The organism is Rhodococcus sp. 320_ES (assembly GCF_059691855.1).
Genome location: NZ_JCAWAG010000005.1, coordinates 332,795 through 346,775, shown reverse-complemented (window position 1 = coordinate 346,775; position 13,981 = coordinate 332,795). Strand labels below are relative to the sequence as shown.

The 13,981-nt window shown below is 65.0% G+C and carries 13 protein-coding genes; 6 read left to right on the top strand and 7 right to left on the bottom strand.

All coding sequences use genetic code 11. From position 1 onward, the window contains the following. Positions 1-58: 58 nt before the first annotated feature. Together AC59JP_RS19315 and AC59JP_RS19310 are read right to left on the bottom strand one after the other, a co-directional pair. The gene (locus tag AC59JP_RS19315) at positions 59-1,480 is read right to left on the bottom strand and encodes an NAD(P)/FAD-dependent oxidoreductase (protein ID WP_497327423.1); all 1,422 of its coding nucleotides are present in this window, start codon (positions 1,478-1,480) and stop codon (positions 59-61) included. Then, positions 1,477-2,958 (bottom strand): gamma-aminobutyraldehyde dehydrogenase, encoded by a 1,482-nt coding sequence (locus AC59JP_RS19310; RefSeq protein ID WP_497327422.1) that lies wholly within the window; start codon positions 2,956-2,958, stop codon positions 1,477-1,479. Before AC59JP_RS19310 ends, AC59JP_RS19315 begins: the two co-directional genes overlap by 4 nt. A 113-nt stretch (positions 2,959-3,071) precedes the next feature. Here AC59JP_RS19310 and AC59JP_RS19305 point away from each other — a divergent pair, with 113 nt between their 5' ends. Continuing rightward, positions 3,072-3,533, top strand: a complete 462-nt coding sequence (locus AC59JP_RS19305; protein ID WP_497327421.1) for an Lrp/AsnC family transcriptional regulator — start codon at positions 3,072-3,074, stop codon at positions 3,531-3,533. Continuing rightward, positions 3,530-4,915: an aspartate aminotransferase family protein gene (locus AC59JP_RS19300; protein ID WP_497327420.1), complete on the top strand. Its 1,386-nt coding sequence runs from the start codon at positions 3,530-3,532 to the stop codon at positions 4,913-4,915. Before AC59JP_RS19305 ends, AC59JP_RS19300 begins: the two co-directional genes overlap by 4 nt. 77 nt (positions 4,916-4,992) lie before the next feature. On the opposite strand, the gene AC59JP_RS19295 is transcribed toward AC59JP_RS19300, so the two are convergent. From AC59JP_RS19295 to AC59JP_RS19280, 4 genes are read right to left on the bottom strand one after another with little or no spacing between them, the layout of a single operon-like run. Then, complete coding sequence (locus AC59JP_RS19295) at positions 4,993-5,763, bottom strand: amino acid ABC transporter ATP-binding protein (RefSeq protein WP_497327419.1); 771 nt, start codon at positions 5,761-5,763, stop codon at positions 4,993-4,995. Beyond that, the gene (locus tag AC59JP_RS19290) at positions 5,760-7,265 is read right to left on the bottom strand and encodes an ABC transporter permease subunit (RefSeq protein WP_497327418.1); all 1,506 of its coding nucleotides are present in this window, start codon (positions 7,263-7,265) and stop codon (positions 5,760-5,762) included. The genes AC59JP_RS19295 and AC59JP_RS19290 overlap by 4 nt, the downstream gene beginning before the upstream one ends. A 35-nt stretch (positions 7,266-7,300) precedes the next feature. Then, the gene (locus AC59JP_RS19285) at positions 7,301-8,581 is read right to left on the bottom strand and encodes a thymidine phosphorylase (RefSeq protein WP_497327417.1); all 1,281 of its coding nucleotides are present in this window, start codon (positions 8,579-8,581) and stop codon (positions 7,301-7,303) included. Continuing rightward, complete coding sequence (locus tag AC59JP_RS19280) at positions 8,574-8,984, bottom strand: cytidine deaminase (protein WP_497327416.1); 411 nt, start codon at positions 8,982-8,984, stop codon at positions 8,574-8,576. The genes AC59JP_RS19285 and AC59JP_RS19280 overlap by 8 nt, the downstream gene beginning before the upstream one ends. A 278-nt stretch (positions 8,985-9,262) precedes the next feature. Here AC59JP_RS19280 and sdhC point away from each other — a divergent pair, with 278 nt between their 5' ends. From sdhC to AC59JP_RS19260, 4 genes are read left to right on the top strand one after another with little or no spacing between them, the layout of a single operon-like run. Further along, the gene (gene sdhC / locus AC59JP_RS19275; protein WP_497327415.1) at positions 9,263-9,667 is read left to right on the top strand and encodes a succinate dehydrogenase, cytochrome b556 subunit; all 405 of its coding nucleotides are present in this window, start codon (positions 9,263-9,265) and stop codon (positions 9,665-9,667) included. A gap of 3 nt (positions 9,668-9,670) precedes the next feature. Next, positions 9,671-10,132 (top strand): succinate dehydrogenase hydrophobic membrane anchor subunit, encoded by a 462-nt coding sequence (locus AC59JP_RS19270; protein ID WP_497327414.1) that lies wholly within the window; start codon positions 9,671-9,673, stop codon positions 10,130-10,132. Between the two features lie 14 nt (positions 10,133-10,146). Further along, a complete protein-coding gene (gene sdhA / locus AC59JP_RS19265; protein WP_497327413.1) occupies positions 10,147-11,898 on the top strand; it encodes a succinate dehydrogenase flavoprotein subunit in 1,752 nt (583 codons plus the stop codon). Between the two features lies 1 nt (position 11,899). After that, positions 11,900-12,676, top strand: a complete 777-nt coding sequence (locus AC59JP_RS19260) for a succinate dehydrogenase iron-sulfur subunit (protein WP_497327412.1) — start codon at positions 11,900-11,902, stop codon at positions 12,674-12,676. A 63-nt stretch (positions 12,677-12,739) separates the two neighbouring features. Here AC59JP_RS19260 and AC59JP_RS19255 read toward each other — a convergent pair whose 3' ends face one another. Beyond that, positions 12,740-13,945 (bottom strand): acyl-CoA dehydrogenase family protein, encoded by a 1,206-nt coding sequence (locus tag AC59JP_RS19255; protein ID WP_497327411.1) that lies wholly within the window; start codon positions 13,943-13,945, stop codon positions 12,740-12,742. Between the last annotated feature and the right edge of the window lie 36 nt (positions 13,946-13,981).

Sequence of the window (13,981 nt, the reverse complement as noted above, 5' to 3'; positions counted from 1 at the left end):
CACATGCTGCAACGGGTGAGAATTGACGAAACGTGACCAGTCGTCGCTGCAAGCTCGATCAGGAATCGAACCCCAGCCCCACTTTGTTCATCGCCCGCAGCCACAGCCCGGACTTCCCCTCGTTGCGATCCGCTCGCGCAAACGCGTTGCGCGTGATGGTGATACCCAGCCACCGCAACGGTTCAGGCGGGAAGGGAAGCGGTTTCGTACGCACCATGTTCAGTCGTGTGCGTTCGGTGTCGAGACCGTCGACCAGATCGAGCGCGGTCCGCGCCCCGAAGTGCGACGCCCCCACACCCAGACCCGTGAAGCCGAGCACCGAAACCACTCGGCCCTTCGCCGAGACGTCCCAGAACGCGCTGAACCGCGAACAGGTGTCGATGGCGCCGCCCCACGCGTGCGACGCACGTAGGCCCACCAGCGACGGAAAATACTGCAGAAGGTGCTCGGCCAGCACCGCGAACGAGTCGGGGTCCTGCGAGCGACGCGGATCGGTGTCGTTGCCGAAGAAGTAGTGAGCGTCCCACCCGCCGAACAGAATTCGATTGTCCGCGGTCAGCCGGAAATAGTGGAATCGGTGACCTCCGTCCGCGAGTCCTTCTCGCCCGCTCCATCCGATGGAGTCGAGCTGCTCGGCGCTCAGGGGCTCGGTCATGATCGAGTGATCCCACACCGGGACGATCCAGTGCCGGAGCTTGGGCAACACCGGAGTCGTTGCCGCTGTTGCCAAGACGACCTTCGACGCTCTCACGTCCGCGTATCCGGTACTCAGCCGAACCCCCGACGGTTCCTCGGCCAATGACACGACCGTCGAGTGCTCGTGGAGGCGCACCCCGAGCCGCTCGGCCGCGGCGGCCAAGCCCCACACCAGCTTTCCCGGGTCGACCATCATGACGTCGGGGTCGAACGCTCCGCCGAGAGCGCGGGGAGATGTGATGCGTCCGGCCATCTCGTCGGCGTCGAGGAATTTCATAGGCTGGCCCAGATCCGCAGCGTCGTCGACAAGTTCGCGAAGCTCGCCGACCTGGTACGGGAAGTTCGCGATGTCCAGCTCGCCCGTGCGCTCGAAGTCCGCATCGATACCGAGGCGATTGCATGTCTGCTCGATGGCGTCCAGCGTCTCGGTTCCCATGCGCAGCAGGGTCGGCAGTTCGTCTGCGTACCTGTCCATTCCGTTGCCCAGGCCGTGTGTGAGGCTCGCCGAGCAGAACCCGCCGTTGCGACCGCTCGCTCCGTCACCGATGCGGCCGCCCTCGAGCAGGACGATCGACCGGCCCGGGTTCTCCTCGGCAGCCTGCACCGCGATCCACAGTCCGGTGAACCCGCCGCCGACGATCACGAGATCTGCGCTCACCTCACCGACCGCACGCGGGCGCGGGTCCGGCCGCTCGGGCCGGTCCAGCCAGAACGGTTCGGGCGCCGCGTGCGCCACCATGTCGATTCCGCGCCGCGTCGGTGCCGTCGCCCAGGGTGTGGTCATCCGCCGAACACCGTTCTGTGCCAGGGTTTCCGAGCGACGCCGGTGATGTCGATCATCACATGCTTGACGGTGAGGTACTCCTCGAACGAGTACGTGGACATGTCCTTGCCGAACCCCGACGCACCGAATCCGCCGTGGGGCATCTCGCTGATGATCGGGATGTGATCGTTGATCCAGACGCACCCGGCGTCGATCTCCCTCGTGGCGCGGCCGGCGCGGTAGACGTTGGTGGTCCACGCCGAGGCCGCGAGTCCGTAGGGGGTGTCGTTGGCGCGGCGGATGGCGTCGTCGTCCCCGAAGTGGCGGCTGACCGTCAGCACCGGTCCGAACACCTCGTCGCGGTAGATCTCCGCATCCTCCTCGACGTCGGCCACCAGGGTGGGCGGGTAGAACGCCCCCGGTCCGTCGGGAAGATCGCCGCCCGTGACGATGCGGGCTCCACCCGCTTGGGCGCGGTCGACCATGGCGTGCAGCCGATCTCGGTGACGGCGCGAGACGAGCGACCCCATGTCCGTCGCCGGGTCGGTGGGATCGCCGACGACCACCCGACTCATCGTCTCCGCGACGCCGTTCACGAAGTCGTCGTACACCGCGTCCGCCACGATCGCGCGAGTTGCCGCTGTGCAGTCCTGGCCCGCATTGATCAGCGCGCCGGCAACCGCACCCTGGATGGCGGCTTCGAGGTCGGCGTCGTCGAAGACCACGAACGGCGCCTTGCCTCCGAGTTCGAGCTGTACACGGGTGCCGTTGGTTGCGGCGTGCGCCATGACGGTGCGGCCCACGGCGGTCGATCCGGTGAACGTCATCACGTCGATGTCGGGGTGGCGCGCCAGAGATGCGCCCGCGTCCAGTCCGGTACCGGTGACAACGTTGAACACCCCGTCCGGCAGCCCCGACTCCGTCGCCAGACGCGCGAGGCGCAGCGTCGTCAGAGGCGTGAGTTCGGCCGGCTTGAGGACGACGGTGCACCCGGCGGCCAACGCGGGGATCACCTTCCACACCGCCATCTGCAGGGGGTAGTTCCACGGCGTGATGGAGCCGACGACGCCAACTGCGTCACGCCGGATGCTCGACGTGTGGTCGGGTGAATATTCGGCGGTCGCCTTGCCGTCGAGGGTGCGGGCGGCCCCGGCGAAGAAGTCGATGTTGTCGACGCTGCCCGGTACGTCGAACTCCCGAGCCAATCGGATCGACTTACCGGTCTGCGCAACCTCTTCGGCGGCGAAGTCCTCCGCGTGGGCGGCCACGGCCCGCGCCAACGCACCGAGCACCGCCGACCGCTCGGCCGGCGAGCGCCGTGACCAGTCGGGAAACGCACGGCGGGCGGAGGACACCGCGCGGTCCACGTCGGCGGCGGTGGCCAGCGTCAGGGTCACGAGGTCGGCGTCGGTGGCCGGGTTGGTGACGACGAAGGGTTCCCCGGACCCCTCGGCGGCCGTACCGTCGATCCAGCAGCCGGGCACATACGGAGCGGTCATGACGCCGATGATACAACCGATTCCACTGCTTTTTGTGCCCTCCACAACGGATTCCTGCGTTCGGTAGCCGCATTGGACTTGAATTAGTGACGCCGACGGGCAAAGATCGAGGCATGCCCGAACAGCCCGTGCCGCTCGACGCCGTGTCCAAGGCGATCATCGAGCAGCTTCAGGAGGACGGTCGTCGCTCGTACGCGGCGGTGGGCAAAGCCGTCGGCCTGTCCGAAGCTGCTGTCCGGCAACGTGTTCAGAAGTTGACCGACAGCGGTGTCATGCAGATCGTCGCAGTCACCGATCCACTTCAGGTCGGGTTCGCGCGGCAGGCCATGATCGGCATCAGGTGCACCGGCGACACCGACGAACTGGCCCGCTCGCTCGCCGACATCGACGAGATCGACTACGTCGTTCTCACCGCAGGGTCGTTCGACGCCATCGTCGAGGTGGTCTGCGAGGACGATCTTCACCTCCTCGAAATCCTGAACAAGAGAATTCGCGCCCTTCCGGGAGTGACCAGCACCGAAACCATGGTCTATCTCAAACTCGTCAAGCAGCAATACAATTGGGGAACACGATGACCGCAGTCACCGACACCGTATCCGCGTCCACCGATCTCGGCGCGAAAGCCGCACGTCACCTGTGGGGTCACTTCGCGCGTCACGGAGCGGGCATCACGCCGCCCATCATCACCCGCGGTGAGGGCGCCACGATCTGGGACAGCCACGGCAAGAGCTACATCGACGGTCTGTCCGGACTGTTCGTGGTCCAGGTCGGTCACGGACGCACCGAGCTGGCGGAGGCCGCCGCTCGTCAGGCCAAGGAGCTTGCGTTCTTCCCGCTCTGGTCCTACGCCACACTGCCGGCGATCGAGCTGGCCGAACGCCTCGCCGGCTACGCGCCGGGCGACCTGAACCGCGTCTTCTTCACCACCGGTGGCGGCGAGGCCGTCGAGAGTGCCTGGAAGCTGGCGAAGCAGTACTACAAGAAGGTCGGCAAACCCGGTAAGCACAAGGTGATTTCGCGGTCCATCGCGTACCACGGCACACCGCAGGGCGCGCTCGCGATCACCGGTATCCCGGCCTTGAAGGAACCGTTCGAGCCGCTCACTCCCGGCGCGTTCCGCGTTCCCAACACCAACATCTACCGCGCACCCGCGCCGCTCGACACCGACCCGAAAGCGTTCGGTCGCTGGGCCGCCGATCGCATCGCCGAAGCCATCGAGTTCGAGGGGCCGGACACCGTGGCCGCCGTCTTCCTCGAACCGGTGCAAAACGCCGGAGGCTGCTTCCCTCCCCCGCCCGGATACTTCGAACGCGTTCGTGAGATCTGCGATCGGTACGACGTGCTGCTCGTCTCCGACGAGGTGATCTGCGCGTTCGGACGCATCGGATCGATGTTCGCCTGCAACGACTTCGGGTACGTTCCCGACATCATCACCTGCGCCAAAGGACTGACGTCCGGGTACTCCCCCATCGGCGCCATGATCGCGTCCGACCGGCTCTTCGAGCCCTTCGACGACGGGCACTCGTCGTTCGCGCACGGCTACACGTTCGGCGGTCACCCGGTGTCCGCTGCCGTCGCGATGGCGAACCTCGACATCTTCGAGCGCGAAGGAATCAACGCCCACGTCGCCGAGAAGGCGCCGGCGTTCCGCGCGACGCTGGAGAAACTGAACGACCTCCCGATCGTGGGAGACGTTCGCGGAGAGGGATTCTTCTACGGCATCGAGCTCGTGAAGGACAAGGCCACCAAGGAGACCTTCGACGAAGCCGAATCCGAACGCATTCTGCGCGGCTTCCTGTCGAGCGCTCTGTTCGATGCCGGGCTGTACTGCCGCGCCGACGATCGCGGCGACCCGGTGGTGCAGCTGGCTCCCCCGCTGATCTGCGATCAGCCGGACTTCGATGCGATGGAGTCGATCCTGCGGTCGGTGCTGACGGAGGCCTGGAAGCTGGTGTAGCCGGGCTCCGCCGCTGTGCGCGAATTCCGCCCCTCTAGGGCACTAATTCGCGCACAGGTGGCGCAGCCGCCTCCCGCCTACAGCGGATCCAGAATCCGCTTCAGGAACTGCCTCGTCCGCTCCTCTTTCGGCTCCACCAGAACCTCTGCGGGCGTCCCGCTTTCGAGCACCACGCCGTTGTCGATGAAGAGCACCTGGTCCGCCACCTGTTGTGCGAACTTGATCTCGTGGGTCACCACGACCATCGTCCAGCCCTGAGCCGCCAGATCCTTCATCACCACCAACACCTCGCCCACCAACTCGGGATCGAGCGCGGACGTCGGCTCGTCGAACAGCATCAGCTCCGGCTTCAGCGCCAGCGCCCGCGCGATCCCGACGCGTTGCTGCTGACCACCGGAGAGCTGGAACGGGTAGGAGTCGGCCTTGTCGGCGAGACCGACCTGATCGAGAAGGACGCGCGCGTCCTTCTCGGCCTCGGCGGCGAATCGCTTCTGCACCACGACAGGACCTTCGACGATGTTCTGCAGCACGGTCTTGTGCGGGAACAGGTTGTGGCTCTGAAACACCATGCCGCTCTGCGCACGGAACGACTTGAGCACCTTCTTGTCCACCGCGCCGCCGAAGTCCGCGGACACGTCGTCGATCCGGATGGTTCCGCCGTTCGCGACGTCCAAAGCGTTCAGGGTGCGCAGCAGCGTCGTCTTGCCGGATCCGGAGGGCCCGATCACCACGGTGACGGTCCCGGAGTTCGCGGTGAAGCTGACGTCCCGGAGAACGGGTACCCCGTTGAATTCCTTGCGGACACCCTGCACGTCGAGCAGCGGCCCTTCGAGCACTGGTTCGGTCATTTCGCCACGTACCTGTCGAGTCGCACTTCGAGTTTGCCTTGGAAGAAGGACAGAATGATGCAGATGACCCAGTAATACAGCGCCGCAACCGAATACAGGGCGAAGAAGTCGAACGTCGGTGCCGCGGCCAGCTGAGCGACCCGCAGCAGCTCCGTCACCAGAATGGTCGACGCCAGCGACGTGTCCTTCACCAACGAGATCAAGGTATTGGACAGCGGCGGAACCGCGGTGCGCATCGCCTGCGGAAGCACGATGCGTTGCAACGTCGTTCGATATCCCATGCCGATGGTTTGCGCCGCTTCCCACTGCCCCTTGGGCACGCTGAGGATGGCGGCGCGGATCACTTCGGCTGCGTAGCCGCCGACGTTGATGCTGAACGCGATGACCGCCGCGGGGAACGGATCGATGACCACGCCGAACTGCGGCAGTGCGTAGAACACGATGAACAGTTGCAGCAGAAGTGGAGTGCCGCGAACGATCGAGACGTAGAACCTGGCCACCAACGACAGCGGCCGGATCGAGGAGATGCGCGCCAGCGCCACCGCCAGCGCGATCACCAGTCCGATCACGAAGCTGATGGCCGTCAGCGGAAGCGTGGTGGTGACGGTGGCCTTCAGCATCGGCACCAGGTTGTCCCCGATGAGCGAAAGCTTCGACGGCCCCTGCGCCGCTGCGGCCGTGTCCGTGGGGGCCTGCACCGAGGACAGGTCGGGCGCGGCCACGTCGCTGCCGAAGTACCGGTTCGAGATGTCCGCGAGAGTGCCGTCCGCCTGCAACTTGATCAACGCGGTGTTGATCGAGTCCATCAGGCCGCTGTCCTTGCGGGCGGCGAACGCCTGCTCGCTGGTGTCGCCGGTCTGCGCCGCCACCTTGACCGCCGGGTCCGCGGTCTGCTTCTGGTACTCGGCGATGGCGAGGGAGTCGTTGACGGTCGCGTCGACCCGCCCGTCCTTCACGAGCGTCACCGCCTGCACGAAGCCTTCGACGGCCTCGACGTTCGCCCCCGCGTCGCGGGCGACCTGCGCCCAGTTGCTGGTGGACGACTGCGCCGTGGTCTTACCTGCCAGGTCGGCGAGCGAGGTGATGGACGTGTCGTCGGTGCGGGTGAGGATCTCGCCGTCCGAGACCGTGTACGGAAGCGACAGGTCGTACTTCGCCTGCCGGTCCGCGTTGATCGTCACCTGATTGGCGATCAGGTCGAATCGTCGCGACTCCAGGCCGGCGAAGATGGAGTCGAACGGTGTCTGTACGAACTCCACCCGGACGCCGAGTTCCTTGCCGACGGCCCGTACGACGTCGACGTCGTATCCGGTCAGCTGACCGTCGCTGCCCTGAAAGCTGAACGGGCTGTAGGTCCCCTCGGTGCCGACGACGAGAACACCGTCGGACTGAACGGAGTCGATCAGCGGTCCGGACGAGGACCCGCACGACACGGCAGTGAGGGCGAGAATCAACGCCATCACCGCCACGAGCTTCTTTCGAAGGGCAATACGGGGGCGCATCACCGAAAGATAGCCCGTCAGCGCCCGGTGTCCTATCAACGCACGGTATCGATGACCAATGGGGCAGCCGAGGGGGCGTCGCCGCCGATGTCCCACCCACCGGTGAGCGCGTCGATGGCGGAGGCGAACCGTTCCGGTGTGTCGGTCGACAGGGTGAACAGAGGTTGGCCTGAGTGAACGGTGTCGCCCGGTTTGGCGTGCATCGTCACTCCGGCGCCGAACTGGACCGGTTCACCCTGACGTTCCCGGCCCGCCCCCAGCCGCCACGCCGCGACGCCGACGGCCATGGCGTCGAGTCGGGTGAGCACGCCGTCGGAGTCCGCGGTCACCTGCTCGGTGTGGCGGGCGACCGGCAGCGGCGCGTCGGGATCGCCGCCCTGCGCGGAGATCATGGCGCGCCACCGGTCCATGGCGCTCCCGTCGCGCAGTCGCTCCCGAGGGTCGACGTCGTCGATTCCGGCAGCGGCGAGCATCGCGGCGGCGAGTTCGACGGTCAGCTCGACTATGTCGTCGGGGCCGCCGCCGGCAAGCACCTCGAGCGACTCGGCGACCTCGAGCGCGTTTCCGGCGGTGAGGCCGAGCGGGGTGTCCATCCTCGTCAGCAGAGCGATGGTCTTCACACCGGCGTCGGTGCCGAGATCGACCATGGCAGCGGCCAATTCACGCGCCTGCTCGGCGGTCTTCATGAAGGCTCCGGTGCCCACCTTGACGTCGAGCACCAGGGCCGAGGTGCCCTCGGCGATCTTCTTGCTCATGATCGAGCTGGCGATCAACGGGATCGACTCGACGGTGCCGGTGACATCGCGCAGCGCGTACAGACGCTTGTCGGCGGGAGCCAGGTCGGCGCCGGCCGCACAGACGACTCCACCCACCGCGGGATCGGCCAGGATCGAGTGAATTTCCTCGTTGGTCAGGTCCGCGCGCCATCCGGGAATGGATTCGAGTTTGTCGAGTGTGCCTCCGGTGTGGCCGAGCCCGCGGCCCGAGAGCTGCGGAACCGCTGCGCCGCACGACGCGACCAGCGGTGCGAGAGGAAGCGTGATCTTGTCTCCGACACCGCCGGTGGAATGTTTGTCGACGGTCGGGCGCGGCAGCGAGGAGAAGTCCAACCGGGTGCCGGAGGCGATCATCGCCGACGTCCACGCGGAGATTTCCTCGCGATTCATTCCGCGCAACAGAATTGCCATCGCGAGGGACGACATCTGTTCGTCCGCGACGATGCCCCGCGTGAAGCCGTCGACCACCCAGTCGATCTGCTCCGAACTCAGAGCATGACCGTCACGTTTGGTCGCGATGATCGATACGGCGTCAGGCATGGGTCACCTGTCCTGCCGCCAGATCGTCGGGTCCGAATGCGTCTGGCAGCAGGGACGACAACGGCGTGGGTCCCGACACGGTGTCGATCAGCAATTCTCCGCCTCCGAATTCGTAGAGCAGTTGGCGGCAGCGCCCACACGGAAGAAGCACTTCTCGGCGGCTGTCGCAGCAGGCGAACGCAATCAGGCGTCCACCGCCCGACGAGTTCAGAGCCGAGACCAGCCCGCATTCGGCGCACAGGCCCAAGCCATATGAGACATTCTCCACATTGCACCCCGAGACGATGCGGCCGTCCGACACCAGGGCAGCCGCCCCGACGGGGTAGTTCGAGTAGGGGGCGTAGGCATGTCGCATAGCTTCATGAGCCTTGTCCCGCAACAAATTCCAATCGATTTCCGCCATGGCGGACAATCCTGTCACGCCGGCGCCGACCACGCAGCCGTTCCCTTCCCGCCGACTGCGAATTTTGGACAGGCAATCCTAAGAAAAGGGTTGCCGCCCTTGGGAACCACGTGTCGACGCTGTACCCCGAACGGCATGGGTTTACAGTTTCAACTAGTGGATTCACCCTTCGCGACGAGATGGATCCGAGACTTGCCGCACCAACAGCGGGGCGACGATCATCCGGGCCTTTTCCACTGTCGTCGCGTCCATCAATGATGTTGGAGGCTGTGCACTCGATGGCTAGTACGACAGAAGTCGCTCCCACGCGGGAGCGCACACGGTCGCTGTACCGCGGGGACCCCGGAATGTGGTCCTGGGTGTTGCACCGAATCACCGGTGTCGTCACCTTCTTCTTTCTCTTCGTCCACGTCCTCGACACTGCGCTCGTCCGCGTGAACCCCGAGGCGTACAACGACGTCATCGACACGTACAAGACGCCGATCGTCGGCCTGATGGAACTCGGCCTCGTCGCTGCCGTGCTCTACCACGCACTCAACGGCATCCGCGTCATGCTGGTCGACTTCTGGTCGAAGGGTCCGAAGTACCAGCGCCCGATGCTCTGGACCATTGCCATCATCTGGCTCGTGGTCATGATTCCGGGTGCAGCACGCATCCTCTACAACACGTTCGCGGGGCACTGACACATGGCGACCCAGGAAGCAAACAACAACTTGGCGCGCACGATCGGCACCAACCACGATCGCCCGGCCAGCTTGGACAACCCGCGTACGCCTCGGCGTCAGAACCGCGGAAACTTCGAGATGTACGCATGGCTGTTCATGCGCTTCTCCGGCCTCGCACTCGTCGTGCTGGTGCTGGGCCATATGACGATCATGCTGATGCTCGACGAGGGCGTGCACCGCATCAACTTCGCGTTCGTCGCCGGACGCTGGTCCAGCCCGTTCTGGCAGGTCTGGGACCTGTCGATGCTGTGGCTCGCGCAGCTGCACGGTGGTAACGGTCTGCGCACGGTCATCAACGACTACTCGCGCAAGGACTCGACCCGCTTCTGGCTCACCACGCTTCTGGTGCTGTCGATGATTCTGATCATGGGTCTCGGCACGTACGTCATCTTCACGTTCGACCCCAACATCACCGCCAGCTAGGGGAGATAAACGACATGCAGGAACATCGCTACGACGTGCTCATCGTCGGCGCAGGCGGCGCAGGTATGCGCGCTGCCATCGAAGCCGGCCCGCGTGCCCGCACCGCAGTTCTCACCAAGCTGTACCCCACTCGCAGCCACACCGGCGCGGCTCAGGGCGGTATGTGTGCTGCCCTCGCCAACGTCGAGGAGGACAACTGGGAGTGGCACACCTTCGACACGGTCAAGGGTGGCGACTACCTCGTCGACCAGGACGCTGCGGAGATCATGGCGAAGGAAGCCATCGACGCCGTGCTCGACCTGGAGAAGATGGGTCTTCCGTTCAACCGCACCCCCGAGGGCAAGATCGACCAGCGCCGATTCGGTGGGCACACTCGTGACCACGGCAAGGCACCGGTTCGTCGTGCGTGCTACGCCGCCGACCGCACAGGTCACATGATTCTTCAGACGCTCTACCAGCAGTGCGTCAAGCACGACGTTGAGTTCTTCAACGAGTTCTACGCACTCGACATCGCGCTCACCGAGACCGACAACGGTCCCGTCGCCACCGGCGTCATCGCGTACGAGCTGGCCACGGGCGAGCTGCACGTCTTCCACGCCAAGTCCATCGTGTTCGCCACGGGTGGGTCGGGCCGTATCTACAAGACGACCTCGAACGCGCACACCCTCACCGGCGACGGCATGAGCATCATCTTCCGTAAGGGCCTGCCGCTCGAGGACATGGAGTTCCACCAGTTCCATCCGACAGGCCTCGCCGGACTCGGAATTCTGATCTCGGAAGCCGTACGCGGCGAGGGCGGAATTCTTCGCAACGCCGACGGCGAACGCTTCATGGAGCGGTACGCACCCACCATCAAGGACCTCGCTCCGCGTGACATCGTCGCCCGGTCGATGGTTCTCGAGGTGCTCGAAGGTCGCGGCGCAGGCCCCAACAAGGACTACGTCTACATCGACGTGACCCACCTGGGTGCCGACGTGCTGGAGGAGAAGCTTCCCGACATCACCGAGTTCGCTCGCACGTATTTGGGCGTCGACCCAGTCACCGAGCTGGTGCCGGTGTACCCGACGTGCCACTACGTCATGGGCGGCATCCCCACCAAGATTCGCGGTGAGGTGCTCCGCAACAACGACGACGTCGTTCCCGGACTGTTCGCCGCGGGCGAGTGTGCCTGCGTGTCGGTCCACGGATCCAACCGTCTGGGCACGAACTCGCTGCTCGACATCAACGTCTTCGGCCGGCGCGCCGGAATCGCCGCTGCCGAGCACGCCAACAGCGTCGACTTCACGCCGCTGCCCGAGGCCCCGCAGAAGATGGTCGAGGACTGGCTCGAGCTGATTCTCTCCGATCACGGCCACGAGAAGGTCGCGACCATTCGCACCGAGTTGCAGCAGTCGATGGACAACAACGCGTCCGTCTTCCGCACCGAGGACACGCTGAAGCAGGCGCTCACCGACGTGCAGAGCCTCAAGGAGCGCTACGCCCACATCACGGTGCAGGACAAGGGCAAGCGCTACAACAGCGACCTGCTCGAGGCCATCGAACTGGGTTTCCTCCTGGAGATGGCCGAGGTCACCGTCGTGGGTGCGCTCAACCGCAAGGAATCGCGCGGCGGACACGCTCGCGAGGACTACCCGGATCGCGACGACGTGAACTACATGCGGCACACCATGGCCTACAAGGAAGGCAAGGATCTCCTCTCGGACATCCGCCTCGACTACAAGCCTGTTGTGCAGACCCGTTACGAGCCGATGGAGCGTAAGTACTGATATGAGTGCCCCCGTCATGGACAAGCCCGCCAGCGATCTGCCCGAGGTTCCCGAGGGTGCGGTCATGGTGACGCTGAAGATCGCGCGCTTCAACCCCGAGGACGACAAGGGTGCGCACTGGGACAGCTTCCAGGTCCCGACGCTGCAGACCGACCGGTTGCTCAACCTGCTCCTCTACACCAAGAGCTACCTCGACGGAACGCTCAGCTTCCGCCGTTCGTGCGCTCACGGTGTGTGCGGTAGCGATGCCATGCGCATCAACGGCGTCAACCGGCTGGCGTGCAAGGTCCTCATGCGCGACATGCTGCCGAAGGACCCGAGCAAGCAGCTCACCATCACGATCGAACCGATCCGCGGCCTGCCGGTGGAGAAGGATCTGATCGTGGACATGGAGCCGTTCTTCGACGCCTACCGCGCGGTGAAGCCGTACCTGGTGACCAGTGGCAACGAGCCGACTCGTGAGCGGATCCAATCCGCAACGGACCGTGCACGTTTCGACGACACCACCAAGTGCATCCTGTGCGCGTGCTGCACCACCTCGTGCCCGGTGTACTGGAGCGACGGCAGCTACTTCGGTCCCGCTGCCATCGTGAACGCGCACCGCTTCATCTTCGACAGCCGTGACGAGGGTGCCTCCGAGCGACTGGACATCCTGAACGACGTGGAGGGTGTGTGGCGGTGCCGCACCACCTTCAACTGCACCGACGCGTGCCCCCGTGGCATTCAGGTGACGCGGGCGATCCAGGAAGTCAAGAGAGCACTGCTTTTCGCTAGATAGCGCCCGACCACAGCTGTGCGCGATTTCCGCCCCTGGAGGGGCGGAAATCGCGCACAGCTGTTTCTAGACGAATGCCGAGTATCCGGTCACTCCCCTGCCGACGATCAAGTTGTTCATCTGCGAAGTGCCTTCGTACGAGTACAGCGCCTCGGCGTCCGCGAAGTAACGGATCACGTCGTACTCGATGAGAATTCCGTTGCCGCCCATGATCTCTCGGGCCCACCCGACCACCTCGCGCAGCCGAGTCGTGCAGTACGTCTTGGACAGTGCGGCGTGCTCGTCGAGGAAGACACCGTCGTCCTGAAGCTGCGACACGCGCAATGCCATTCCCAGGCATGCGGTGATGTTGCCGGCCATGCGAGCGATCAGGTCGGAGATCAACTGGAACGATGCGATCGGTTTACCGAACTGCACTCGCTCCTGCGAGTACGCCACGGCGCGCTCGTAGGCTCCCATCATCACCCCGATCGCACCCCAGGCCACGCCACCTCTGGTCAGCCGCAACACCTTCGACGTGTCTGCGAACGAGTTGGCGTGCTCGAGTTTGTTGGACGCAGGGACCCGACAGTCGTCGAGGTGGACGTCCGCGTTCTCCACGGCGCGAAGCGAGTACTTGCCCTCGATCTTGTCCGCTCGAAACCCGGGGAACTCCTTCTCCACGACGAACCCCTTGACCTCACCGTCGGATTCGTCCTTGGCGAAGACGATGATCAGGTCGGCGAACGTCGCGTTCCCGATCCACCGCTTGGAACCGTTCAGTATCCAGTCGTCGCCGTCCCGTCGCGCCGTGGTCTCCAGGCCGCCGGCGACGTCCGATCCACCGTGCGGTTCCGACAGGCCGAACGCGCCGATCTTCTCCATCCGCCGCATCGGCGGCAACCATCGATTCTTCTGTTCGTCCGACCCCAGAATGGCGATGCTGCTCATGGCCAGTCCGCTGTGCACGCTGAACATCGTGCCGGTCGACGGATCCACACGAGAGAACTCGAGTCCGAGCCAGCCGGTGAGCACCTTGCGCGCGGGCGTGCGCCCGTCGAAGTCGTACCCGAGACCGACGATGTCGAGCTCGGCCAGTCTCGGTAGCAGGTGAACCGGGGACTCCCCCTTCTCCCAGAACTCGTTGGCGCGAGGGGCAACTTCCTCACGAAGAAACTCGCGAACCGTGGTCACGATCTTTGCTTCGTCGTCGGTCAAGACGCTCTGATAGCCGAACAGATCCGCCTGGAGGAAATCCGGCGACAAGGGTTCGAGTGGCTCGTGCTTGCTCATGTGGCTGACTCCTTCGTCCGTGCCGGAGTACCCACA

Coding starts and splice junctions, on each gene's coding strand:
- AC59JP_RS19285 (WP_497327417.1), bottom strand. CDS start 8,581: ATGCCTGACGCCGTATCGATCATCGCGACCAAACGTGACGGTCATGCT.
- AC59JP_RS19300 (WP_497327420.1), top strand. CDS start 3,530: ATGACCGCAGTCACCGACACCGTATCCGCGTCCACCGATCTCGGCGCG.
- sdhA (WP_497327413.1), top strand. CDS start 10,147: ATGCAGGAACATCGCTACGACGTGCTCATCGTCGGCGCAGGCGGCGCA.
- AC59JP_RS19310 (WP_497327422.1), bottom strand. CDS start 2,958: ATGACCGCTCCGTATGTGCCCGGCTGCTGGATCGACGGTACGGCCGCC.
- AC59JP_RS19295 (WP_497327419.1), bottom strand. CDS start 5,763: ATGACCGAACCAGTGCTCGAAGGGCCGCTGCTCGACGTGCAGGGTGTC.
- AC59JP_RS19255 (WP_497327411.1), bottom strand. CDS start 13,945: ATGAGCAAGCACGAGCCACTCGAACCCTTGTCGCCGGATTTCCTCCAG.
- AC59JP_RS19280 (WP_497327416.1), bottom strand. CDS start 8,984: ATGGCGGAAATCGATTGGAATTTGTTGCGGGACAAGGCTCATGAAGCT.
- AC59JP_RS19270 (WP_497327414.1), top strand. CDS start 9,671: ATGGCGACCCAGGAAGCAAACAACAACTTGGCGCGCACGATCGGCACC.
- sdhC (WP_497327415.1), top strand. CDS start 9,263: ATGGCTAGTACGACAGAAGTCGCTCCCACGCGGGAGCGCACACGGTCG.
- AC59JP_RS19290 (WP_497327418.1), bottom strand. CDS start 7,265: ATGCGCCCCCGTATTGCCCTTCGAAAGAAGCTCGTGGCGGTGATGGCG.
- AC59JP_RS19260 (WP_497327412.1), top strand. CDS start 11,900: ATGAGTGCCCCCGTCATGGACAAGCCCGCCAGCGATCTGCCCGAGGTT.
- AC59JP_RS19315 (WP_497327423.1), bottom strand. CDS start 1,480: ATGACCACACCCTGGGCGACGGCACCGACGCGGCGCGGAATCGACATG.
- AC59JP_RS19305 (WP_497327421.1), top strand. CDS start 3,072: ATGCCCGAACAGCCCGTGCCGCTCGACGCCGTGTCCAAGGCGATCATC.